Annotated in this window: 20 protein-coding genes; 4 read left to right on the top strand and 16 right to left on the bottom strand. The window is 44.8% G+C overall.

What is annotated here, in order from left to right; translation table 11 throughout:
* Positions 1-16 precede the first annotated feature (16 nt).
* On the bottom strand, positions 17-2,539 hold the full coding sequence (locus H0R92_RS10670; RefSeq protein WP_432964405.1) for a chemotaxis protein CheW: 2,523 nt from the start codon (positions 2,537-2,539) through the stop codon (positions 17-19).
* Positions 2,540-2,684: 145 nt separating this feature from the next.
* On the opposite strand from H0R92_RS10670, the gene H0R92_RS10665 reads away from it, so the two are divergent.
* Positions 2,685-3,878: a hypothetical protein gene (locus H0R92_RS10665; RefSeq protein WP_432964402.1), complete on the top strand. Its 1,194-nt coding sequence runs from the start codon at positions 2,685-2,687 to the stop codon at positions 3,876-3,878.
* Between the two features lie 97 nt (positions 3,879-3,975).
* Here the strand turns inward: H0R92_RS10665 and H0R92_RS10660 are convergent, their stop codons facing one another.
* The 3 genes from H0R92_RS10660 to ilvD are packed head-to-tail and all read right to left on the bottom strand — an operon-like array spanning position 3,976 to position 8,670.
* Positions 3,976-5,250: an LL-diaminopimelate aminotransferase gene (locus H0R92_RS10660; RefSeq protein ID WP_432964593.1), complete on the bottom strand. Its 1,275-nt coding sequence runs from the start codon at positions 5,248-5,250 to the stop codon at positions 3,976-3,978.
* On the bottom strand, positions 5,243-6,982 hold the full coding sequence (gene ilvB / locus H0R92_RS10655; RefSeq protein WP_432964399.1) for a biosynthetic-type acetolactate synthase large subunit: 1,740 nt from the start codon (positions 6,980-6,982) through the stop codon (positions 5,243-5,245). Before ilvB ends, H0R92_RS10660 begins: the two co-directional genes overlap by 8 nt.
* The gene (ilvD, locus tag H0R92_RS10650) at positions 6,979-8,670 is read right to left on the bottom strand and encodes a dihydroxy-acid dehydratase (protein ID WP_432964396.1); all 1,692 of its coding nucleotides are present in this window, start codon (positions 8,668-8,670) and stop codon (positions 6,979-6,981) included. Before ilvD ends, ilvB begins: the two co-directional genes overlap by 4 nt.
* 181 nt (positions 8,671-8,851) lie before the next feature.
* Between ilvD and ilvC the strand changes: the two genes are divergently transcribed.
* Positions 8,852-10,339 carry a ketol-acid reductoisomerase gene (gene ilvC / locus H0R92_RS10645; RefSeq protein WP_432964393.1) on the top strand — a complete coding sequence of 496 codons (1,488 nt, stop codon included), beginning with the start codon at positions 8,852-8,854 and terminating at the stop codon, positions 10,337-10,339.
* 65 nt (positions 10,340-10,404) lie between these two features.
* Here ilvC and H0R92_RS10640 read toward each other — a convergent pair whose 3' ends face one another.
* The 12 genes from H0R92_RS10640 to H0R92_RS10585 all read right to left on the bottom strand — a co-directional run bounded on the left by H0R92_RS10640 (position 10,405) and on the right by H0R92_RS10585 (position 22,002).
* Complete coding sequence (locus H0R92_RS10640) at positions 10,405-11,316, bottom strand: hypothetical protein (protein WP_432964390.1); 912 nt, start codon at positions 11,314-11,316, stop codon at positions 10,405-10,407.
* A 26-nt stretch (positions 11,317-11,342) separates the two neighbouring features.
* A complete protein-coding gene (gene tpiA, locus H0R92_RS10635; RefSeq protein ID WP_432964387.1) occupies positions 11,343-12,092 on the bottom strand; it encodes a triose-phosphate isomerase in 750 nt (249 codons plus the stop codon).
* Between the two features lie 173 nt (positions 12,093-12,265).
* Positions 12,266-14,287 carry a ferrous iron transport protein B gene (gene feoB, locus H0R92_RS10630; protein ID WP_432964384.1) on the bottom strand — a complete coding sequence of 674 codons (2,022 nt, stop codon included), beginning with the start codon at positions 14,285-14,287 and terminating at the stop codon, positions 12,266-12,268.
* A 2-nt stretch (positions 14,288-14,289) separates the two neighbouring features.
* Entirely contained in the window at positions 14,290-14,514 is a 225-nt protein-coding gene (locus tag H0R92_RS10625; RefSeq protein ID WP_432964381.1) for a FeoA family protein, read from the bottom strand.
* 149 nt (positions 14,515-14,663) lie between these two features.
* Positions 14,664-16,058: a HEAT repeat domain-containing protein gene (locus H0R92_RS10620; RefSeq protein ID WP_432964378.1), complete on the bottom strand. Its 1,395-nt coding sequence runs from the start codon at positions 16,056-16,058 to the stop codon at positions 14,664-14,666.
* The gene (gene tgt / locus H0R92_RS10615; RefSeq protein WP_432964375.1) at positions 16,055-17,185 is read right to left on the bottom strand and encodes a tRNA guanosine(34) transglycosylase Tgt; all 1,131 of its coding nucleotides are present in this window, start codon (positions 17,183-17,185) and stop codon (positions 16,055-16,057) included. Before tgt ends, H0R92_RS10620 begins: the two co-directional genes overlap by 4 nt.
* A gap of 44 nt (positions 17,186-17,229) precedes the next feature.
* Entirely contained in the window at positions 17,230-18,270 is a 1,041-nt protein-coding gene (locus H0R92_RS10610) for an LptF/LptG family permease (RefSeq protein ID WP_432964372.1), read from the bottom strand.
* 17 nt (positions 18,271-18,287) lie between these two features.
* Positions 18,288-19,400, bottom strand: coding sequence for an LptF/LptG family permease (locus H0R92_RS10605; RefSeq protein ID WP_432964370.1), 1,113 nt, complete (start codon positions 19,398-19,400; stop codon positions 18,288-18,290).
* Between the two features lie 41 nt (positions 19,401-19,441).
* Positions 19,442-19,912 (bottom strand): dUTP diphosphatase, encoded by a 471-nt coding sequence (gene dut / locus H0R92_RS10600; protein ID WP_432964367.1) that lies wholly within the window; start codon positions 19,910-19,912, stop codon positions 19,442-19,444.
* 47 nt (positions 19,913-19,959) lie between these two features.
* Complete coding sequence (trpS, locus tag H0R92_RS10595) at positions 19,960-21,021, bottom strand: tryptophan--tRNA ligase (RefSeq protein ID WP_432964364.1); 1,062 nt, start codon at positions 21,019-21,021, stop codon at positions 19,960-19,962.
* 284 nt (positions 21,022-21,305) lie between these two features.
* The gene (locus H0R92_RS10590) at positions 21,306-21,764 is read right to left on the bottom strand and encodes a retropepsin-like aspartic protease (RefSeq protein ID WP_432964361.1); all 459 of its coding nucleotides are present in this window, start codon (positions 21,762-21,764) and stop codon (positions 21,306-21,308) included.
* Entirely contained in the window at positions 21,757-22,002 is a 246-nt protein-coding gene (locus H0R92_RS10585) for a hypothetical protein (RefSeq protein WP_432964359.1), read from the bottom strand. Before H0R92_RS10585 ends, H0R92_RS10590 begins: the two co-directional genes overlap by 8 nt.
* 341 nt (positions 22,003-22,343) lie before the next feature.
* Here H0R92_RS10585 and H0R92_RS10580 point away from each other — a divergent pair, with 341 nt between their 5' ends.
* Both H0R92_RS10580 and H0R92_RS10575 read left to right on the top strand, forming a co-directional pair.
* A complete protein-coding gene (locus H0R92_RS10580; RefSeq protein WP_432964356.1) occupies positions 22,344-22,682 on the top strand; it encodes a helix-turn-helix domain-containing protein in 339 nt (112 codons plus the stop codon).
* A gap of 1 nt (position 22,683) precedes the next feature.
* Positions 22,684-23,358 (top strand): ImmA/IrrE family metallo-endopeptidase, encoded by a 675-nt coding sequence (locus H0R92_RS10575; protein WP_432964353.1) that lies wholly within the window; start codon positions 22,684-22,686, stop codon positions 23,356-23,358.
* The last annotated feature ends 374 nt before the right edge of the window (positions 23,359-23,732 follow it).

The following is a 23,732-nucleotide window of genomic DNA, read 5'->3' as shown; positions in this document are numbered from 1 at the left end:
TAAACCTATGAAGTAATTACAGCCTGTCCGCCTGTACCGTTTTTTTTTCGCGCGCGCTTAATTCCTGTTTGACGCCCAATTCCAACAGCTGTCCGACATCTATAATAAGCGAAACGGAACCGTCGCCTAAAATAGACGCGCCTGCAATACCCGGAGAACTGGCAAACTGATCTTTAAGCGGTTTTATAACTATATCTTCTTCTCCGATCAGTGAGTCAACCATAATACCTAATTTTTTATCGGCAGTTCCTACAATAACAATAAATGCCATATCGGCTTCTTGCGTATTCCGTATACCGAACAGTCTTCCGAGCCGCAAAACGCTGATAACTTCATTGCGTACGCTTAATACTTCGTAATTATCGATACGGTTTATTTCCGACGTTTTAATACGCTGGCTTTCAATAACCGATGCAATCGGGATTGAGTATACTTCATTGCCGACTCTGACTAAAAGACCTTGAATAATGGCAAGAGTAAGGGGTAATTTAATACTGAACATCGTACCTTTACCGTGTTCGGAAGTAACGATAACCGTACCGTTAAGTTTTTCGATTTGCGTTTTAACGACATCAAGGCCTACGCCGCGGCCGGAAACGCTGCTGATGGTTTTTGAAGTCGAAAATCCGGCATCAAATATAAATTGAAACGCTTCCTGGTCGGTAATGATTTTATCCGGGTGAATTAAACCGCGCTCAACCGCCTTTGTTCTGACGGCATTGACATCGATACCCTTTCCGTCGTCTTCGATTTCGATAACTATCATATTGCCTTCATTGCGGGCACGCAAATGTACGGTTCCGGTTTCGTTTTTTCCGGCCGCGGCACGAACGTCGGGGGCTTCTATACCGTGATCCAAAGAGTTACGCACACAGTGCATAATCGGATCCAAAAGATCTTCAACAACCGATTTATCCAATTCGGTATCTTCACCTTCAATAATCAAATCTATTTTTTTATCCAAATCGCGGGAAAGGTCGCGCACAACGCGCGGAAAGCGCGAAAAAATCTGACTGATGGGAACCATGCGGATTTTCATTACGCCTTCCTGCAATTCTCCCGCTATGCGGCCCAAATTTTGCGTATACGAACGGAATTTGCCGGCAAAACCTTTGAATTTGGAATCGAAGGTATCGAACATGGTATATAAAGAACCGAAGTCTTGGGTAAGCATAGCCTTAATGTCCTTTATATTTTTACCGTTTTGAATGTTTTCAAGATAATTGGGAATTTGATCGAATAAGGTACGCACTTGATCTTTATAAGAAGCTTCGATTCCCTGTAATTCGCTTTGCAATTCGTTTACTTGAATGGCCGTTTGATTAAAAGCGGCTTTTGCAATAACGGTTTCACTGACAAGATTTAAAAGATAATCGATGCGCTTTGAATCGACGCGGAGTACGCTTCCCGAAGACGAGGCATGGGAAGATGCGCCGGCCGCCGCCTTTTTTGCAGCAGCGGAAGCGGCTGCAGGCTTCGACTCGTCGGAGGAACTTTCCGCTGAACTTTCTTTGCCGGCGCTTTTGGGCGCGCTTACAGCAGTTTTTATTTCTGCCGCAGGTGCGGCGACGGCAACAGGTTCGGATGCGGCGTTTTGTTCAGTTTCGCCCGATTCGCTTTGAGCGGGTGCCTCCTCTTTTTGAGGCAGGGATGCGGGCTTTGAAGGCGCAGATGCATTATCCAAATTTTGTGCATCGACGGCAAGCACGACATCGTCCAAAAATGCGGCATCTTCTATATCGTCGCCGGTTAATGCGGATGAAATATAGTATACGACTTGCGGATGAAAGGTATCTTCATATAAGTCTTCGAAGTCGGGAATGGTTTTTAAAACACTCCCCTTTTCTTTTAGAGCGGCAAACACTTGAATACCGCCGACCGAATTCATGGGGTTTGCTTCATCGAATACGACGGTCACTCCCCACAACTTTTCTCCGGAAGCGCAAATTTGCTTTAATTCAAGCAAATCGTATTCCGACAAATAGGAGGCGGGCGACGGAAGTTCGTCGGGAATTCCGCCGGAAGCGGCAGACTCCCCGGCGGCGGGAGAAGATGAGGCTGTGGGCATAAATTGAGCCGCTGCAGCTTTTGCGGCGGCCTTTGCCGCAGTTTTTGAAGATGCCTTATCTTTTTTGGAGCCGGCCGACTGAGCAAAAGAATGAAGTTTACTTTTAAGGGGCTCCACATCTTCTTCATATATCGAGCCGTTTGCACGGGCTTCAAGCATAGCCTTGATAACGTCAATCGATGATAAAAGAACATCTACAACCTCTTCGGTAACCGGAATGGTGTCGGATCGCAATTCGTCAAGTACGTCTTCCACCGCATGGGTAAATGTAGATAATTCGGTCATTTCAACAGTAGCTGAACCGCCTTTTAAGGTATGAGCGGCACGGAAAATCTCATCGATAGCTTCATGATTCGTAGGATCATTTTCAATAACAAGAATATTGCTTTCCAGATTTTCAACTTGCTGTTCGGCTTCACTGAAGAAATCCTTCAGCAATTCCTCGTTATTAATATCAAGGTAATCACTCATACTAATATATTCTAGTCATATATGCAGATAAGTCAAGGGGAAAAATCTTTGATTGCCGTTTTTTTTTTCAGTGTCATTTTGCCCCTTAAGTTTGGCTGTCTTTTTGCCGATATATGTACGGGATACTATTATTCGGAGAATTTCTATGACCATATTAAAATCCGCAAAACATATTGCTTGTTTTATCCTTTTTGCGGCAATCGCCGTATCGGGATTTTCGGCAGATTTTTTTTCCAATACCGCAAGCGGCGGTGCCGTCGATATCTTGTCCGCATCGAATATACAAAATACGGAAATGCATTTTCGCGGATTCTATAATACGCAAATTCAAATAGGCGAACGTTTTTTAGCCAATACCGGTATTTCCGTAAAAACCAAAAATATGTTCGGAACTCCCAATTTAAAAGATATTCCGTCGTTGTTTAATGTAGATGAAATTTCCGTAATGTATCGTTTTAGAATAGAAAAAAATACGGCACAGTTTTCCCTTTTCGGAGGGGAATACGAACCGGGAGGGAGCGACATTTTTGCCCGGCGGTATATGGGAGCCGCTCCTTTTAACTCGTATCTTTTGCAAAAAGAAATCGGCTTTGAATCGCCGGCAATGGTACCGATAAAAGGTATCGGCGGTGCCGTTACGATAAAATACGGAATTCCGATTGCACATGCGTTTTACGCATATTATAGCCAAAAAACGTCTTTGCCCTGTTTTAATATGGATGTCCGTATAGCCGGTATTTCCAATGCATTGGCAGTCGATTTTATTTTCGGTACGAGCTTACCGATAGAACGAAAAGACTCAAACGGCAACAACGTTATGCTTATAATACGGCGGGCGGATTTTCATGCAGGCCTAAGTCTTTTACTCGGCGACAATCCTTTTGTAAATGTGTTTTTGCAAAGCGGTGTTGCCCGCATACAAACAAAACCGGCGCCGACGGAAAGCATCGTTTCTCTTTCAGACTTATACGTTTTTTTTGAACCGCGTTTTGCCGTAAAAAAAGTTTTATTTTCACTGAGTATGTTTCATCTGCCGCAGGCCGTATATGAAAATATTCCGTATATAGATTACCCGCTGGGCGCTTCGTTTATGATAAAATCGATTCCGCTGTATTTTAAATCAACGCAGGGAGTTTTCGGCGGTATAGTATGCGCTTCTACGGTAAATCCGCTGACCGATACCTTCAGTATGCAAAAATTATCGGTTCAATTTGTTCCCTTTGCCGAATTTAACACAGCACACGGCTCAATTAAAATACGGCTGCCTTTAAAACCTTTGGAATATCGGAATTTGGCAAAGGCCGTTTCGCTTTCGGCAGCGTATACGGTACGCTTTTAAATAAAGCGCATCCGAAAATCGCAAACGCAAAAAAACAACAAGGCTGCAAATCCGCAAATCCGAAGGTTTTTTTTCGGCAAAGGGGGTTACAAAGGGCTTATAAGGCAAACGAGGACAAGCGCGTGCACGCTTCTTGTATATTGCTGCGCGAACCGAAGGCGCTAAAGCGTATAAAACTTTCACCTGAAGGCCCGAAGCCGGATCCGGGAGTTGTAAGCGTTCGGCACTGCTTAAGGATTTCATCGAACACATGCCAGCTTTTTTTACCGGGAAACTGTGCCCACACATAGGGAGCATTGTCCGCTCCGTAAATGCGTACCCCCATGGAATTAAAATTACCGCCTTGTAGGCAGGCTTTTATAAGGCGTGCATTTTCAAGATAAAAATCCGTTAACGAACGCATTTCTTTTAACCCCGTTTCGTCGAGGGCGGCAAGACCGCCTCTTTGAGCTATATTCGAAGCGCCGTTAAAGACGGTGGTCATAATGCGGTTCCAGTCGTTTATTACGGGCGTTCCGTCTTCATACACAAGAGTTTTGGGAACTACCGACCATCCGAGCCGTACTCCCGTAAAACCGGCAGGTTTTGAAAACGAATTGATTTCAATCGCACAACGGCGCGCACCTTCAACTTCATAAATGCTTTTCGGCAAAGAATCGTCGCGTATAAAAGCGGAATAGGCGGCATCGAAGATAATAACACAGCCCTTTTGCAGGGCACAATCGACAAGTTTTTTAAGCTGTTCTTTTGTTGCAACCGCCCCCGTAGGATTGTTCGGCGAACAAAAATAGATAAGCGAATTTTCGGGGACAACCGACAAATCGGGGAAAAAGCCGTTTTCAGCCGTACAGGGCATGTACACGATTCCCGCATATCCCGTATGCGCCCCGGTTGAAGTTTCGCTGCAAGATTTTGCACAGGGTTCGGCTTTTGCAGACACAGACGAAGCGGCTCCGATGATAACCGAGCCGTCCACATACACCGGATAAGCCGGGTCCTGCACCGCGACGCCGACATCCGCACCGAATAAAAGCTGAATACGTCCTATATCGCACTTCGCTCCGTCGGAAATAAAAATTTCGGACTCATCGGCCGTTCCCGCATATAAGGTTTCGGCAATTTTCGAACGCAGCGCTTTTAATCCCTGTTCGTCGCCGTACCCCGAATAGCCTTCCCGTGTCGATAAAAAACGGGAGTAATCGGCCATTGCGCTGCTGATATGGGGGGTAAGCGGCTCGGTTGTGTTTCCGATTCCCAAACTGATAATTTTTGCCTCAGGATGGGAAACTTCAAATGCTTTGCGGCGCGAAGCGATTTCGGGAAACAAATATCCGGCTTTTAAAGCCTGAAAGGCGGGGTTACGTTTAATCATCATCTATCTCCAATAAGGTATCGTCTATCGCTTTTCCCGCAGGAACCATGGGTAAAACAAGCTCATCTATATCGATATAGCTGTCTATTAAAACAGGTTCTCTGTTTTCGGCGTATACTGCACATTCGAGGGCTTTTTCAAACGCATCCGTAAATTCCGCTTCGTTACGGGCGCGGAATGCTTTAACGGAATATGCTTCGGCAAGTTTTACAAAGTCGGGGCCTCTGTCGAGTGTAGTATGAGAATAGCGTTTATCGTAAAACAGTTTTTGCCATTGGCGCACCATGCCCAAGGTACCGTTATTTACAATAATAATAATAATCGGCAGTTTATAGTGTTCGACGGTTGCAAGTTCGTTGCAATTCATTCTAAACGACCCGTCGCCGGCTATATGCACGATAACCTTGTCGGGATTTCCCAATTGTGCGCCGATAGCGGCACCGGTTCCGTATCCCATAGTACCCAATCCGCCGGAGGTTAAAAAAGAGCGGGGAACGGAAAAGGGATAAAAAAGAGACGCCCACATTTGGTGCTGGCCTACTTCGGTACTGATAATCGCCCTATCCCCTACTTTGGCGTAAATATGCTCAAAAACGAATTTGGGATGCAGTTTTGTCTTTTTTGCATACATGGACGGAAGGTGATTTTTCCACTGCGCAATTTTGGCGTTCCACTCCGATGATGATTTTACCGTTATAAGGGGAATAAGGCGGCTTAAAATATCTTTTAGATTTCCCACCAAGGCACAGGCGGCCGGAACGTTTTTGTTGATTTCGGCCGAGTCGATATCAATATGCAAAACAGCGCTTTTGGGAGCAAAGCTTGCCGCATTGGAAATAACTCTGTCGGAAAAACGCATACCCAAAGCTATAATAAGGTCGGAATTGCTTATTGCCGTATTTGAAGCTTTTGTACCGTGCATTCCGACCATTCCCGTACATAAAGGATGTGCGGCCGGAAAAGCGGTTTGTCCCATAAGGGTTTGGCATACCGGAATCGATGCTTTTTCCGCCAAAATTTGCAGTTCGTCCCAAGCGCGGGCACAAAGTACGCCGCCGCCGGCACAGATAACCGGGCGTTCGGCTTGATTTATTAAAGCGGCGGCCCTTTGTATTTCTTTTTCACTTACGGGTTCGGGGTTTGCCGCACGCGCCAAAGCACCGAGTTTATGAATGCAAACCGAAAGTTCGGTAATACCGTTTTTTTTCACCGGTTCGTATTCGGCAAGGGCGGCGGTTACGTCTTTGGGTATGTCGATAAGTACGGGGCCGGGTCTGCCTGCAGAAGCGATAATAAAGGCTTCACGTATAGCCGCGGCAAGCTGTTCTACAGTCCGCACGATATAGCTGTGCTTTGTTATCGGCATCGTAATACCGGTTATGTCGATTTCCTGAAAACTGTCTTTACCCAGCAAATGCGTTGCAACGTTGCAAGTAATAGCAACTAAGGGAACGGAATCCATATAGGCGGTAGCTATACCGGTAACCAAATTTGCAGCTCCCGGACCGCTGGTTGCAAGCACAACACCGGTTTTTCCCGTGGAACGGCTGTAACCGTCGGCGGCGTGGGCGGCTCCCTGTTCGTGGGCGGTTAATATATGGCGGATACGGTGCCGGTTTTTATACAGTTCATCATAAATATGCAGGATGGCTCCGCCCGGATAGCCGAATACGGTATCAACTCCCTGTTCAACCAAACATTCTATAACTATTTGTGCTCCGGTTAACTTCATTGCAATACGGCTCCTTCATCGGCCCCCGATACCAATTTTGCATAGCGCATAAGGCAGCCGCTTACATGGGATTCGGGTATCTTATATTCGGCTTTACGCCGTTCAAGTTCTTCATCGCTTACTTCAAGGCGTATGGAATAATCGGGTATGCTGTAAGAAATCACATCGCCGTCGCGCACCAAGCCTATGGGACCTCCGGCCGCAGCTTCCGGACAGCAGTGTCCGAATGAAGCGCCGCGGGTCGCTCCGGAAAAACGCCCGTCCGTAATAAGGGCGACGTCTTTGTCCAAGCCCTGACCTGCAAGGGCGGCGGTTACGGCAAGCATTTCGCGCATACCCGGCCCTCCCTTCGGGCCCTCATAGCGGATAACAACCACATCGCCCTTTTCGATTTTTCGCTGTTCGACCGCCTTATAGCAGTCTTCTTCCGAATCGAATACCTTTGCCTTTCCCGAATACTTCATCAATTCGGGGGCGCAGGCCGAACGCTTTACAACGGTTCCCCTGGGTGCCAAATTGCCGAATAAAACGGCAATACCGCCTTCGCTCGAAAAGGGATTTTCAACGGGACGGATAACTTCGGGGTTGCGGTTACGCCCATAAGCGATGTTTTCACCGACCGTTTTTCCCGTTACGGTTATCAAATCGGTTTCGATGAGATTTTTTTTATTGAGTTCGGCTAAAACGGCGGGTATGCCGCCGGCTTCTTCCAAATCGCTTATAAAGGTACTGCCTGCAGGAGCAAGACGGCAAAGGTTGGGAGTCCGCTCCGATATGGTATTTATCATCTTTAAGTCGATGCGCACACCGGCTTCGCGGGCAACGGCGGGCAAATGCAGCACGGTATTGGAGCTGCAGCCGAGAGCCATGTCGGCGGTTAAAGCGTTGTAAAAGGCTTTTTCGCTTAAAATCTTTCGTGCGCTTATATTTTTTTCGAGCATGCTCATAACCGCCATGCCGCTGTGTTTTGCAAAGGCGATACGCTTACCGCTTACCGCCGGTATCGTGCCGTTTCCCGGAAGGGCCAAACCGAGCACTTCGGTAACGCAGTTCATGCTGTTTGCGGTAAACATTCCCGAACAGGAGCCGCAGCCGGGGCAGGCATTGTGCTCCACTTCGTCCAAATCGTCTTCATTTATTTTACCCGACAAATGAGAACCTACAGCTTCAAAAATATCGGATAAGCTTAAGCCGCGGCCGGCATAGGGATTCGAGCAGTCCGGCCCGGAACAGCTTGTAATTTTTCCGGGAAGCATGGCGCCGCCTGAGCACACTACAGTCGGTAAATCGAGGCGGCCTGCGGCCATAAGCATACCGGGCACCACCTTATCGCAGTTGGGAATCAACACCAATGCATCAAATTGATGAGCCTTTGCGACACATTCTATGGAGTCGGCTATAAGTTCGCGCGTTACAAGAGAATAGCGCATTCCTTCGTGTCCCATAGCGATACCGTCGCACACTCCTATGGCCGGAAATTCTATCGGGGTGCCGCCTGCCATACGTATACCGGCTTTAACCGCTTCGGCAATTTTATCCAAATGAGTATGGCCGGGAATAATTTCGTTTTTTGCACAACATACGCCGACAAGGGGTCTGTCCAATTCTTCCTGTGTATAGCCCATTGCCCAAAATAAAGAACGGTGAGGCGAACGGTGCACGCCTTTTTTTACATTATCGCTTTTCATAAATCGCTCCGTTTTCGTATTTTAGTGATTAGAGTGCTTAGGGTCAAGCTGAAAACGGGCGAAAACTTAATTTTTACTGAATTCATTTCAGTATTTATACAGTTTTTATGATTTTCCCCTTTACCTTTACGCACATTTTCGCTAGTATAAAACATCAAGATAGGTGCTTGAGGAGGAACTCATGGAAAAAGCGAATTATTTTAACGCAATCCCCTGGCGGGAAGCTTTATTGCAGTTAGGACACTGCCGTTTTATGGAAAAATCCGAATTCGACGACGGATGTAACGTTTTGAAAAATAAAAAGATTGTCATTGTAGGCTGCGGCGCACAAGGCCTAAATCAGGGATTGAATTTACGCGACAGCGGATTAAATGTAAGCTATGCCCTCAGAAAAGAAGCAATCGACACAAAACGCGCAAGCTGGAAAAATGCAACGGACAACGGTTTTACAGTCGGCACCTTTGAAGAACTGATTCCTCAAGCCGATGTAGTGGGAAACTTAACACCGGACAAACAGCATTCATCGGTACTTGAAAAAATACTCCCCCTTATGAAAAAAGGTTCGGTTTTATGGTACAGCCACGGCTTTAATATTGTAGAAGAAGGGATGAAAATCCGTCCCGATATAACGGTTGTTATGATGGCGCCCAAGGGGCCCGGCTCGGAACTGCGCGTTGAATATAAGCGCGGTTTCGGTATTCCTACCCTTATTGCCGTGCACAAAGAAAACGATCCGGAACATAAGGGATGGGAAACGGTTAAAGCCCTTGCTTTCGGTACCGGCGGAAGCCGTGCCGGCGTTTTGGAATCTTCCTTTATAGCTGAAGTAAAATCGGATTTGATGGGCGAGCAAACTATTTTATGCGGAATGCTGCAAACCGGCAGTCTTTTATGCTTTGACAAAATGGTTGCCGGAGGCATCGATGCCGGTTATGCGGCAAAGCTTGTGCAATACGGATGGGAAACCCTTACCGAAGCGATGAAATGGGGCGGTATTACGGGAATGATGAACAGACTATCCAACCCCGCAAAACTCAAAGCCCATGCGTTGAGTAAAGAATTAAAAGCGATTATGTCGGATTTGTACAAAAAGCAAATGGACGATATTATAAGCGGTTCATTCAGTTCTATGATGATGAAGGATTGGGGCAACGGTGACGCGGATCTTTTAAAATGGCGCGAAGCAACGGGAAAAACGGCTTTTGAACAAACGCCCGCAACGAATACACCCATCCGCGAGCAAGAATACTTCGACAAAGGAGTATTGATGGCAGCTATGCTTAAAGCAGGCGTCGAATTGGCTTTTGAAACGATGACGGATGCGGGCATTAAAGCGGAAAGCGCCTATTATGAAAGCTTGCATGAAGCACCGCTTATTGCAAACCTTATAAGCCGCAAAAAGCTGTACGAAATGAATAAGGTTATTTCGGATACGGCCGAATACGGTTGTTATTTATTCGACAACAGCTGCCGTCCCCTTCTTGCCGATTTTATGTCAAAAGTAAATCTCGATGTTATCGGCAAAGGCCTTGATGCGGAAGATAACGGAGTGGACAATGCGGAGTTGACGGCCGTCAATGCCGAAATCCAAAGCCATCCGATTGAAATAGTCGGTAAAAAGCTTCGCGGCTATATGACTTCCATGAAAGCAATAAACAGAGCCGGCTGATATGTTTTATAGCCCGAATGCCGTTTTTTCAACTTTAGGTGAGGTATTCGGGCCGTTTTTTATAATTAATCTATATCCGCAACTACCTGCGCCGGCGGATTTTCCAAAAGTTCGGGATTTTTTAAGTATTTGCGCAGTTCGTGAAAAGCCGAAGCATAATAAAAACCGTCGCAAATGCGTTCGTCCGTTGTAACCGCCAAATCCAAATGACGTACTCTATGCACACTGCCGTCGCGGGCAATTTCCGTAGACTTGCGCACTGTACTGAAGGTAATAAAAACCGGTGCGTTTCCGAAATCATATAGGTGATGGAAAATAGGCTGAATACCCAAAGAGCCCATCGATGAAAAAACGACGGAACAGTGAAAGGGGCTTAAGCGGCGCAAGCGTTCCGGAAGCCAATTGTGAAAATCGAGCCATGTTAACAGCGCGACTGCTCCCTTCAGTTGAAAACGCGGCATATAGCCGAGAACGCGGGCAAGTTTATCGAAGGCGTTTTCTTTTTCTTCTTTTTTGTTTTGATATGCTTCTATTTTTTCAGTCATTTGGCTGAATATATCGGTAACCGTCGCCCTATGATCGAAAAAGAATTTCATCATGGTTTCTTCGGCTTCCAAAGTCATTGCCTTTTTTACCGCCATAACGACTTCTATGTTGTGTCGCGCATACAGTCTTAATCCGCTTAAAAAGCGGTTTATACCCGGACGCTGCGAAATGGTCCTGACATAGGCGGCTATAAGTACATGCATAATACCGAAACCTGCCAATCCCTCTTCCCGCTTTTTATGTACAAAATGCTCAACGGCCGAAAGATTTACACTGTCTTGAAAGAGGTTTTGAGAGCCTATTCTGTCGGGCATAATAAAGGGGGCAACGACCGCCATAGGTTCTATAGAACGGATACGGCGTCCTTCCGCCCTATCGCCGAAACGGCGCTTTGACGGAAGGAAGGGGGTCTTTACTTGTTTAATGTGCATATCCATAAAGCTCCCGCTTTAGAGTATCAATAGGTTTTGCAGATGGGCTCGAAGGTATCGACTTTAAGAGAAGCGCCGCCGATAAGACCGCCGTCCACATCGGGCTTTGCAAGCAAAGCCGCGGCATTTTCGGCTTTCATGGAACCGCCGTATTGAATGATAACCTTGTCGGCCGCTTCGCGCCCGTACATTTCGGCAAGGATGTTGCGTACATACACGTGAATTGCCTGTGCATCGTCGGCGGTTGCCGTTTGTCCTGTTCCGATTGCCCATACGGGTTCGTAGGCGATAGTAACTTTTGCAAGTTCGGCGGCGCTGACGCCTTCAAGTCCCTTGCGGGTTTGCTCTTCGCACACCTTTTCGGCTTTACCTGCTTGGCGCTCTTCCAAAAGCTCGCCTATGCACAAAACGACTTCCAAGCCGTGTTTTAAAGCCAGCTTGACTTTTTTATTAATCATCGCATCGTCTTCTTTATAGATGTGGCGGCGCTCCGAGTGTCCTAAAATAACGGCTTGTACGCCCAAATCTTTAAGCATAAGTACGGATACTTCTCCCGTATGTGCGCCGGATTCTTCGGTGGACATGTTTTGCGCACCGAGTAAAATATTGGACCCCTTTAATACCTGAGCAACAGCATCGAGGTTTGTAAACGAGGGGGCAACCATGTATTTGTTTTTTCCGTCTTTTAAAGCGGCGACAAGGCCCTTGGCAAGCTCAACCGCTTCGGCCTTTGTTTTGTTCATTTTCCAGTTTCCGGCAATATAGTATTTTCTCATAGTAAATCTCCTTATCCGCCCCGCAAAGCTGAAAATGCGCGGTAATGCTCCGGGCGGTAATAGTTTAAACAGCCGCATGCTGCGGCATTTATCAAAGCTTACTATAGCATTTTTTATCGATTGTGCGCAAGGGCGGGACGCAAAAAGACAAAAGATTTTATTAAAGCGTTTTATTAAAAAATCAATAAACCTATTCTGTATGCTATACCCGATAAAATCAAAGAAAAGGCAATATAATAGAAAGCTATTGCCAGCGTCCATTTTTTGGAGTGTGTTTCCTGCGCGGTTGCCGCCAAAGACATAAGACAGGGCATGTTAAAAAAGAAGGCAAAAAGAAAGGCTAAGGCTTCCGCCTTCGATATAACCGCAAGCAATTCATTACCGAGCGCAAGGGTATCTACGGCTTTTCGCACTTCAACGGCCTGCCATATACCGGAAGAATTAAACAGGGACGCCAGTACGCCGAGTGCCGATTCTTTGCCCATCGCAGAAGCGACAAAGGCCATAAACAACTGCCAGGGCAGCCCAAAAAAATGCGTAACGGGTTCTATAAACGTGCCGACTTTGTAAATAACGCTGTTCGTTACATTGCCGTCGCGCGTAAAAGAAAGTGCCCAAAAAACAACGGAAATCAATACGATAATGCTTAAAGCACGCTTTAACACATCGCCCATCTTGCTTAAAACCGATGAAAAAAGATTTTTCCAATGCGGCTTATGGTAGGGCGGCAGTTCCATTATCATACCGCTGCGGCTTTTGCCTTTGTAAAGGGATTTTTTAAAAACCGTGTACGTGATAAAAAAATGCAAAAAAGCCGTTGCAAATAAAATTAAAATAATAAAAATCGACTGTTTTCCGAAAAAAGTTCCGCTTATTAAACCTATAACGCCCCATGTTGCCGCGCAGGGCACAACCCATGACAGGGCTATGGTCATAACCCGCTGTTCCCACGAATCTATAATCCGTGTTCCCGTTACCCCGCCGATATTGCAGCCGAAACTGACTAAAAAAGGCATAACGGCTTTTCCCTGCAATCCGATTTTAGACATTGTGTCGTCAAACACGTAGGATACGCGCGCCATATAACCCACGTTTTCCAAAAAGCCGAACACAAGGCTTACGCCGAATACAAAGCTCGCCATTTGAAGCGCAAAACCGACGGCAGTCATAATCGCACCGCATACAAGCGATATCAATACATCGGACGTTCCGAGGGATGCCAATCCTGCGGCCAAAAGCTTTGCAAGCCATGTAACGGTAAGGCCGAATACGCCCATAAGGGGAAAACCGATTAGCATCGAGGCTATAAGGCCTACAATAATAATACCTATCGCCAGCGGTTTACCCCATCTTTTGCTTGTTGCAAGAATATCGAATTTACTGCGTGTAAACATATGCTCGGTTTGGCTGACATTATTTTTTATAAGCGTATCAATCCGCTCAAATTTACAGCTTCCCGTATCCAAGTTACCGTTTGTAACCTGTTTTAAAAGCTCTTTTATTTTTGCGGACATTTCATCAGGCAGGCTGCTTTGTACAAGTTCCGTTACCTTTGAGTCTTTTTCGATAAGCTTTACGCTTATCCATGTTTGTGAAAAAACTCCTATACCTTCACGCGGAATACAATTCTTTATTTTTGCGTAATAATCTCCAAGGCGGTTGATATACATATTTTCGGAAAAATCTTCGTTTAAAAAGGTTTTACCCGTAAACCCGTCCAAAAAAGCGAACAAATCCTTATAAGATGTTTTATCGGCGGCAACCAGGGGAATAACCGGAATGCCCAGTTCTTTTTCAAAGCCCGCTATATCTATTTTTTTCCCCTGCCGCTCGGCAATATCCATCATATTCATAATCAATACGGCAGGAACTCGTATACCGGCAAAGTCGGCAAGCATAAATAAACTGCGGTTAAGCTGGGATGCGTCCGCTATAAGTGCAACCAAGTCGGGTTTTCCGTTTGCAATGTATTCGCCGGTAATTATTTCTTCATCCGAATGTGCGGACAAACCGTAGCTGCCGGGTAAATCGACAAGGGTATACCGGCTTGCGCCGTGTGTAAAATATCCTTCTTTTTTTTCTACTGTTTTTCCCGGCCAGTTTCCCACATGCTGCTTTGCACCGGTTAACCCGTTAAACAAAGTCGATTTTCCGGAATTGGGCTGTCCCAGCAATGCAATAGTTATATTTTTCATATTCACATTACCTCCGCACAAACTTTTTCGGCTTCTTTTCTGTTTAAGGCAATCAGTGTATCGCGGTTATAAAAAAGGATGGGCTGCTTTTTATTGTTTTGAATTATTTTAACTTCGCTTCCGATTGTTAAGCCTATGGCGGTAATGCGGCTTTGAAAATGGCTGTCGCCGTTAATTTCCGTAATCCGGGCAAAGGTATCGCTTTTTACTTGACTGAGATTACACATATCGACTTCTCCTTATTATGCTTATTATACTCGTTGTACTTGTTATACTTGTGCGTCCGTCATGTATAACGAATCAGAATACGGCATAAATTAGTATAAACTAACTGATATCAATTCTAAACCTATGCTGTGAAAAAATCAAGTATTTTTTACTCTGTATCCAGCAATGCTTTGGCTTTTGCACGCATGGGGGCGGCTTTGTCTTCGTCGGCTATGGTGCGCACGAGGGGTTCAAGGGACGCAAAGGGATTTTTTTTGTATATATCCAAGCCCGTTCCCTTGGTTGCAACGTCGCTGCTTTTCATATAGGCTTCACATACGGATTCGAAGGCCGCATTTTCATATTTGGCGAATTCTTTTCCGAGTGCGTACCGCAGGTTCTTTTTTTTATCGTCGCCGACGGTTTTTAAAGCAAGGGCCGTCACTGCGTCGACTCCCGCTTTTACATCATACTTCAAAAGAGAGGCGGCAATTTTTGCCTTGAGAGTGTCTCCTCTTTTTTCTTCCTTTAAAATGGAAATCATGTACTCGACACCGTCCGCATCGTGAAAAGATGACAAAGCGTCGAAACAGGCATATTTTACCGCGGCTTCCGTATCGTTTTTTGCCCGGTATAAAAGAGAAGCTGCGGCGTCGGTTAATTTTTGCTCCTTGACAGCTTCGACGGCTTCCAAACGGACCTTATAATGATTGTCTTTAAGAGCCGCCGAAAGCACCGACCGGGCTTCATCGGAAGTATTTTTGGCAAAGCCCTTAACGACATATTGGCGCAAATTGGGGTCGGTACTGTCAAACAATCGTAAAAGGATTGCGCCGGCTTCTTCGGGGCGGATGTTTCCGATAGCCTCGGCCGCATACATACGCACAAAGGTGTTTTCATCTTCATTTTCCGCAGCTTCGACAAGCATATCCCAGCTTTCGTCGGCTTTTAATTTTCCCAAGGCTTTTGCAATACTTTGTTTTTGTATAATGCTTAAATCGCCGGCAAACAATTCGGTAAAAAAGACGGCATCTTCTCCCGTCCCGATAGTACCGAGGGCGCTTACGGCGCTTTCAAAAAAAGCTTCGTTTTCACTTTCGATAATCGCTTTAAGAAAGGGAGCGGCTTCGGCGATTGCAAGCTTTTCGGCGTACCGTATAAGCAGTATAACCGTCGATTTTTTTTCGTCATAGGGATCTTCCAAAATGCCGAGAGTATAGTCTTTTAAGCCTTCATATTTGAATTCGGTATAGTAGGTAATGATTTTATCTTTGAGAGCCGTACTTTTTGCCGAAGCGAATACATTGTGCAATTCGGGTAAAAATTCCGCTTCGCCTTCTTTTATAAGGGTATCGATGAGGTTTACGACTTCTCCTTCAAGTCCGTATAAGAGGGTTTCTTTTCTTTTTTCGGTTTGACTTTTTTCTTCGGCTTGTACATTTTCCGCACCCCCTGCTCCGCCGGAGCCGGCTGCAGCGCCTTTTTCGGCACTGAAAACAAAGGTGCATAAAACCAAACACACACACCAAAGGGCGGCGCGGCCGATTTTATATTTCGATTTCATTTATTTCCTCCGTAGCGCTGTAAAAAGGAGCGGCGGTAATCGTCGAAGCGGTTTTCGTTGATTGCCGTGCGGATTTCTTTTATCATTGTATGCAAAAAGGCAAGGTTATGATAGCTTCCGAGCATAGAAGCGCCCATTTCGTTTTGTTTATACAAGTGGTGTAAATATGCGCGCGAATATGTTTTACAGATTTTGCACGTACATTCGCTGTCTATCGGTGAAAAATCGGCGGCATACTGCGCTTTTTTTATCGCGATAGGGCCGTCTTTGGTAAAATACGAGCCGTTTCGTCCGTTGCGCGTAGGAAGCACGCAGTCGAACATATCGATACCCTCGCCGACGGCCGCCAATATGTATTCGGGGGTGCCGATACCCATAACGTAGCGCGGTTTTTCATGAGGTAAAAGAGAAGCGGTGTAATGTAAGAATTCTTCGTAAATTTCAGGCGGTTCTCCGACCGAAAGGCCGCCGATTGCGATTCCCGCAGGATTTAACGAGGATACAAAGTCGGCACTGCGTTTTCGTAAATCCTTATAAAAGTTTCCCTGTACAATCGGAAATAAAAAGCCCTTATAGCCGTCATTTTTTCGGCAATTCCAGCGTTCGAAAGCGCGTTTTGTCCAATCTTCGGTGATACGCAGGGCTTCCAGCGCTTTTTTTTCGCTTATGCCGTAGCCGGTGCATACGTCAAGCTGCATTTGTATATCGCTTTGAAAGCGGGATTGAATGTCTACAACATTTTCGGGCGTTAAAAAGTGTTTGGAACCGTCTATATGGCTTTGAAAGCGCACTCCCTCGGGCGTGATTTTACGGAAGGGTGCGAGAGAAAACACTTGAAAACCGCCGGAGTCGGTTAAAAAGTTTTTTTGCCACTGCGAAAACCCGTGCAAACCGCCGGCTTTTTCCAAAACATCGGCTCCGGGACGCAAATACAAGTGATAGGTATTTGCCAAAATAATTTCAAAGCCTATTTCGTTCAAATCGTCTTTGGTAAGAGCCTTTACGATTGCGTTTGTTCCTACAGGCATAAATACGGGGGTTTGTACGCTTCCGTGCGGAAGTTCCAAAACGCCGCAGCGGGCCGCGCAATGTTCGTCTTTATGGGTGCAGGTAAAAATCTCTTTCATGTATTATAATCCTTATAAAATAATCGGTGTTTTTTACAATCAAATCAAGTACGCGCAAAACGGAGCAGGGCAATGCTGATTCCCGTAAACAAAAAAACGGGGAACCATGCACCTGCAAAGGGCGATATGTAACCGAATTGTGCAAGCAGCATTGTAACCATTTGCGTTACGTAAAAAGCGACCGCAGCGCTCACGCAGGATACTAAACTGATAAGTAAAATATTTTTACGCGACTTTCCCGCCAAACCGATGGAAAGGAACACGGCAATAAAGGTAATAAGCGGAAAGGCAAATTTTTTATGGTACAAGGAACTTTCTTCGGCATAAGGAAGGCCCGTCCGCTTTAATTTTGCAATGTATTCCCGTGCCTGGGCGGTACCGACTTCTTCAACCGAAACCGAAATGTTTTTAAAGATTTCAGGTTCTTCAACACAGATAAAATCGCTTCCTTCGGAAAAAATAATTTTCGAATCCTTATGTGTATAAGTAACCGCATTAAAAAAAATCCATTTATCGCCGTCCCACAATGCACTGTCGGCGGATATTATACGGTTTAATGTTCTGTCCGGATTGCGAATAAAAATCATAAGATCATAGAGGCGTTTTTGTAAATCATCATAATAATCGGCACGATATACGGTAAAACCGCCTTCGGAAAGCACAACGATACGATCGTTGTCATACGAAACGGGTTGATTGAGCGCTTGCTTTTGCATATCCATCTTTTTTTTGTAAAAGGGAACGGTCACAATATCTTCAAAAAAGAAAAATGCGACGCTCAATAAAAGCGAAAACAAAAGTAAAGGCAAGGTAAATCGAAACAATGATATTCCCGAAGCAAAAACCACCGTCAACTCATTTGCCGCATACAAAGAACTGAGAGTAAAGGCGGCTCCGAACAAAACCGCTAGGGGTATTGAAAAAGAAATTGCTTTCGGAAGGTACAAAAGGCAAATATAAAGTATGGCCGGCACGGGCGTTCCTTCGAGCATATATTGCCACAAATTGGTAAGCAAATCTATAAGGAGCAAAACAAGGGAAAAAAAACCGAGTGCACCTAAAAATACGGGAATAAACTTTTTCAAAATATAGCGTATTAAAATCATTCGCGTACCAAAAAGAAAAAAAAGATAAGGGCAAACATACCGACTAATAAATTCGGAAGCCACATGGCAAAAAAAGCGTTAAGGCCGTTTCGAAAGCCGAACTGTTGGCCCAAAATCATCAAAGCCCAATAAAATACGGCTATACTGATACCGATAACCAAGCCGACGGTTTGACCGTTCCGTTTTGCAAATAATGCCGCTAAAGGAAATGCCAAAAAAGCAAAAAAAAGAGAGCCGAACGGAAGGGAAAATTTGCGGTAATATTCTATTCGGTATGTATTGCGGACGGACCGGTTTACTCCGGAACCGGACGTTTCCATTTCTTTTAACTTCAGTTTTAAATCATGAGATGTCATTTCCTGAGGATTGTTACCGGCAAATGTCGGCAAAAACGATGAAGAAAATACATTTAACATTGCATGGCTTGAATGCATATAATCAAAGGAATCTCTATACGTTTGATCGAAAAAAACAACAAGCGCATCTTTCATATCAAGCTGCATTATAACGGCATCGTCTTTATGAGGGGCAATATCCGCGCCCGAACAAATGACAACCCGCTGCTGACCGGAAGAATCGGTATCAAAAAGCAATAAATCCGATACATGTTGCCCGGAAACATCTCCGATAACAAGGGTTGAATTTTGAGTACGTTTTATCGAGTGAGGTTCCAGTTCTACGGCGGGATTGGAAACAATAATAGACATATACAGTTTATTGTACGAAATTGTCCCCAAAGGAAGCAAATAGTCATTTACCATAAACGAAAATACGGAAATAAGTAAACCGGTTACGGCAACAGGCAGTAAAACAAAAAAAGGTGATATGCCGCAGGCACGCAATATTAAAAACTCTTTATCGGTTACCATACGGCCGATACACATTAAAAATCCTACCAAGGTTGCAAAGGGGGCGGATTGAGCGATAACAAAAGGAAGCGCATAAAAAATAAACAAGGCAACCTTAGTTAAAGGCACCCTTTTTTCCAATATATCGGAAGCATTTAAAAGAATATGATTGACAAAAAAAATCAAAAAGAAAAATAAAAACGATACGCAAAAATATACGCTGAGTTCACGAAACAAATAGCGAAGCAAAACTTTTTTCATCCGCCGCTCTCGAACAAAAGGCAAGCGTAAAAAAAACGTTTTCATAACCCGGTACTTCCGAAGCCTCCCATACCCCGCACAGTTTGCGAAAGATTTTCAGCTGCGGTAAATTCGGCGCGCAAAACCGGAGCAACAATACATTGGGCGATTCTGTCTCCGTTTGATACGGTAAAATCTTCTTTGCCGTGATTTATTAAAATAACCTTTACTTCGCCGCGGTAATCCGAATCTATGGTTCCCGGCGCATTTAAAACGGTAACACCTTTTTTTGCGGCAAGTCCCGAACGGGGCCGTACCTGTATTTCATACCCTTCGGGTATTTCAAAACAAAGGCCGGTAGGAACCGCGGCATAACAGCCGCTTTTTATACATAGAGGTTCACCAAGGAAGGCCCGTATATCGGCTCCGGCGGCACCCTCGCTTTCATACGAAGGAAGAACCGCACCGGCAGAAACGAGGCATTTTACACAAACGGCGCTTGATTTTTTTTCGTCTTTTTCAGTATGGTTCATAGACCCGCACTCCGCATATCGGTAAACCGCCGAGGCAACCGATATATTCATATTTTCATATTCATAACCGTCCTCACTTCTTCCAAAGTACAGGCGGCGATTTTTTGCGCTTTTTGCGCGCCGTCGGTAAGCACTTGACGGATATAAGCTTCATCGGCTTCAAGTTTTTTGCGTTCGGCGCGAAGAGGACGCAGTTTTTCGTTTAAAGCTTCGGTTAAAACAGCCTTTAATTTTCCGCCGCCGCCTTCTCCAATTTTTTCGGCAATAGCCTGAGGTTCTTCTGCAGTACACAGGGAAATGAGCATAAGAAGGTTTGCAACTTCGGGGCGTTTTTCAGGTTCATAAGTGATAAAGCGTTCGGAATCGGTTTTTGCCTTTTTTATAAGGGCGGCCGTTTCGTCTTCGTTTGCCGAAAGCATAATCGCGTTTCCGCGGCTTTTGCTCATCTTTTGACTTCCGTCCAAACCGAGGATGGAAGGCGTTTTGCTTAACAAAGCTTCCGGCTCGGGGAATGCGGCTTTGTCGGTACAAAATTTTTCGTTAAAGCGGCGCGCGATTGTCCGTGTCATTTCCAAGTGCGGAAGCTGATCTTTACCGACTGGTACGAGGTTTGCCTTGCAAAACAAAATATCGCAAGCTTGATGTACCGGATAGGTATACATTCCCGCATTGACGCTTTTTAAGCCGGCCGAACCGATTTCTTCTTTTACCGTGGGATTGCGGCTTAATTCGGCATTTGTTACCAAAGTTAAAAACGGCAGCATAAGCTGATTCGCTTCGGGCACATAGCTGTGCGGAAAAATAAAAACGTCTTCGGACGGCTTGATGCCCGCCGCAAGATAGTCGATTGCAAGCTGTTTGGTGTTTTGAGCTATTTCGGCAAAAGCGTCGTGGTCGGTTAAAACCTGATAATCGGCTATGACAATATAGACGGGAATTCCCAAACGTGCAAGGCGCACCCTGTTTTGCAGGGAACCGAAATAGTGTCCTATGTGGAGCCTTCCGGTGGGACGGTCTCCGGTCAATACCCGATATTTTTTCGGATTTGTTTGAATATCCCGTTCAAGCCGGTTACTGCGCTCAAGCGCTGCCGTATATGTGTCTGCCATAAGTCCTCACTGTGTATGATATTAAAAACAGTATAGCAAAAAGATACGGTTAATGGAAGACGCCGAAAAGCTATTATCGGCTGCGTATTGTGCGCGGTGTTGCCGTTTCGATTATACAACGCGGAGAACATATACGGATTCAAAGGTTGGAGATGGGGGGAATTGAAAACGAACCGCCCGTTAAATGGTGATATGTAGCGATAAGCAATACAAAGATTTAACCGCTTTCGTTGCACTACGGATAACGCTACAAACCGCAGTTTTGTATACAATTCTGTGTACAGCTATGTTTTTGTAAAATCAATATGTTCTTGTCCTGCCGGAATCCGTATTGAAAAACACATTTTATTGTCTGCGTTGGTAATAGCCATGTCGCAATGCATAAATATATCCATTCCGATTATTACGGCAAATTCCGATTGCTGGTTAAACTCCGTAACCTGAATATCGGTAAACATTACGTTATTCGGCAAAGCTAAATCTATCGTATAAATAGGAACTGTATCGCAACTTTGGGCGGAGCGTACTACTCCATAACTTATTATCGGCAACTTTACCGAATTAGCAAATTGCTTACTTATACAAGAACCGGAAGCGCCCGTATCTATCAATGCTTTTGCGTCAAGTAGTACCTTTCTGTTTTCGGGGAAGCCGTTTATGTTCGGGTGAATTCCAACTTTGACAGGAATTATGATTGACTTTTTTTTGTCATCGGGGATATTATAAGTAAACGCATTAGCCAAAAGTTACCGCCATATTGTGATATACAAGCGTATCATCTTCTTTTGTAATACAGCGTTGAATTAAAAAAGAACCTACTTTAAAGTTGTTTTTTTGCGCCCCTGTCAATGCCGCTTCCATATTGGGGTAATAATCAATTACTGTATCATTTGCAAGCAGGACAAATTTATTTTCATGTCCTTCGATTATTCTATCACGGTTTTTATCGAACCATAAATATAAATCTTTCAATTTATCCATGTTTACCCCCGTTTAATTATGATATACCACGTTAAGCAAAAGGTCAATATATTGTCCTTTTACATACCGTTAAACAACGCCGCTGCACACTACGTTACACAACCCGGTGCATTGTTAAGATTACCCGCCCATTGACAATAAGATTATCCCCGCCGTTTTCCTTAATAGTTATCGGCGCGTATTTTTCGTTTTCGCCAAGCACCTTTATACAGTGTTTGGCGGGGTTAAATTCAAGCCATTTGTAAGCTAAAAGTAATTTATTTTTTATATTGACATAGTTTGTAAGATAATATATAATTCCCTAAGGATAGGAGAGAGGTAAAATTTTTATAGGAGTGTATATGTCTAAATTCGGTACAAGGATTTATGATTTACGGGTAAACGGGAAAAGGGAGACGCTTCGTGCCGCCGCTACTGCGCTTGGTATTTCTGCCATGTACCTTTCAGAATTGGAGACAGGCGCAAAAAAGCCAGCTCGTAGTGAGGTGATACCGAAAATCGCAAAGTATTACAACGAAGATGTTAATGAGTTGAACAGCCTTTTACAAGAAGACATCAAGAATGCTGTGCTTGAAACGGCAAGGGAAGGGGCTTTTGCACAGGCATTTTCTGCAGCACGAAAAAGCCCTGCAGCCATAAGCGCTCTGGAAAGTTTCTTGCGAAACGGAGGGGGAAAATAATATGTTACTGGAAACACACCCTATGCCGCCGCTAAGCGCGGCGGCTATCGAAAACTATGTCGAGCGGTATCTGTCAGGCTATATTCCACACCATTTAATAGAACCGGAACGGCTCATACAAGAAGACATGGAAAGGGCTGTATGGAATTCTCACGGATGTCAAATTGTTCTTGTCGAGGAATATCCCCTCGAATCAATCGAGGCTCAGACGAATTTTCCTGCAAACAAAATCGAAGTAACGGAAAAATTCATGATTGAACTTGAAAATGAAAATCCCCGAAGTCGATATACACTTGCACACGAAATAGGGCATATTATTTTACATAGCAAGATTGTGATGCAGCTCGCTCTGTTGGCAGCACGGCGAAATACGGAGCGTCCAATTAAAACGTATGAGGACGCAGAGTGGCAAGCAGAACATGCCGCAGGCGCGTTGCTCATGCCGATTGTTACGCTGCTTCCTCTTTTGTGTACCTTGTATGAAAGTAACTATTCAGATAGAAAAACTGTACAGGAGGTAAAAGATATTTACGGTGTTTCGGTGCGTGCAGCGGAAGCGAGAACTCGGGCGGTCTTAAAATTAAACATGGAGAAAAAACGCAATGAAGTTATAAAAAATAAAGCCTTGAATGTTACCAGCATTCAAGGCCTTATGAGGCTGTTTCAAGTGTCCTGACGAATCTAAAGAACAATTGAAACAAGTAATACAAGCGACAAGTCCAGCAGACGAGTAACTCAAGCTGATATAGTTTACTGTGTCTTCTGCGATTTGTCAAGGAGAAGTAAACTATGAACAAAAATAGTTCTTCAATTGTAATATTTACTAAGTGGATTACAAGGAACGGCAAGAGAATCTATGCGTCACAGTATGGTCTCAAAGCATTCAGACTTGTAATTCCGGTAAGTAAGTATAAGGCTCGATAGCCTTAGTTATCTTTAAAGGGTGTGCAAAACTGATGATTCTAGGTCTTGCGCACCCTTGTTTTTTTAAAACGAGCCTGTCACAAAATCTGTGTAAATGGCATTTCCTAACAAAGTGGAAAGCGTCCT

It is taken from the genome of Treponema sp. OMZ 840 (assembly GCF_050937815.1).
Taxonomy (GTDB): Bacteria; Spirochaetota; Spirochaetia; order Treponematales; family Treponemataceae; genus Treponema_C.
The sequence above is the reverse complement of the archived record's forward strand: the minus strand, read 5'-3'. Positions and strand labels throughout refer to the sequence as shown.

Coding starts and splice junctions, on each gene's coding strand:
- H0R92_RS10670 (WP_432964405.1), bottom strand. CDS start 2,539: ATGAGTGATTACCTTGATATTAATAACGAGGAATTGCTGAAGGATTTC.
- H0R92_RS10665 (WP_432964402.1), top strand. CDS start 2,685: ATGACCATATTAAAATCCGCAAAACATATTGCTTGTTTTATCCTTTTT.
- H0R92_RS10660 (WP_432964593.1), bottom strand. CDS start 5,250: ATGATTAAACGTAACCCCGCCTTTCAGGCTTTAAAAGCCGGATATTTG.
- ilvB (WP_432964399.1), bottom strand. CDS start 6,982: ATGAAGTTAACCGGAGCACAAATAGTTATAGAATGTTTGGTTGAACAG.
- ilvD (WP_432964396.1), bottom strand. CDS start 8,670: ATGAAAAGCGATAATGTAAAAAAAGGCGTGCACCGTTCGCCTCACCGT.
- ilvC (WP_432964393.1), top strand. CDS start 8,852: ATGGAAAAAGCGAATTATTTTAACGCAATCCCCTGGCGGGAAGCTTTA.
- H0R92_RS10640 (WP_432964390.1), bottom strand. CDS start 11,316: ATGCACATTAAACAAGTAAAGACCCCCTTCCTTCCGTCAAAGCGCCGT.
- tpiA (WP_432964387.1), bottom strand. CDS start 12,092: ATGAGAAAATACTATATTGCCGGAAACTGGAAAATGAACAAAACAAAG.
- feoB (WP_432964384.1), bottom strand. CDS start 14,287: ATGAAAAATATAACTATTGCATTGCTGGGACAGCCCAATTCCGGAAAA.
- H0R92_RS10625 (WP_432964381.1), bottom strand. CDS start 14,514: ATGTGTAATCTCAGTCAAGTAAAAAGCGATACCTTTGCCCGGATTACG.
- H0R92_RS10620 (WP_432964378.1), bottom strand. CDS start 16,058: ATGAAATCGAAATATAAAATCGGCCGCGCCGCCCTTTGGTGTGTGTGT.
- tgt (WP_432964375.1), bottom strand. CDS start 17,185: ATGAAAGAGATTTTTACCTGCACCCATAAAGACGAACATTGCGCGGCC.
- H0R92_RS10605 (WP_432964370.1), bottom strand. CDS start 19,400: ATGAAAAAAGTTTTGCTTCGCTATTTGTTTCGTGAACTCAGCGTATAT.
- dut (WP_432964367.1), bottom strand. CDS start 19,912: ATGAACCATACTGAAAAAGACGAAAAAAAATCAAGCGCCGTTTGTGTA.
- trpS (WP_432964364.1), bottom strand. CDS start 21,021: ATGGCAGACACATATACGGCAGCGCTTGAGCGCAGTAACCGGCTTGAA.
- H0R92_RS10585 (WP_432964359.1), bottom strand. CDS start 22,002: ATGGATAAATTGAAAGATTTATATTTATGGTTCGATAAAAACCGTGAT.
- H0R92_RS10580 (WP_432964356.1), top strand. CDS start 22,344: ATGTCTAAATTCGGTACAAGGATTTATGATTTACGGGTAAACGGGAAA.
- H0R92_RS10575 (WP_432964353.1), top strand. CDS start 22,684: ATGTTACTGGAAACACACCCTATGCCGCCGCTAAGCGCGGCGGCTATC.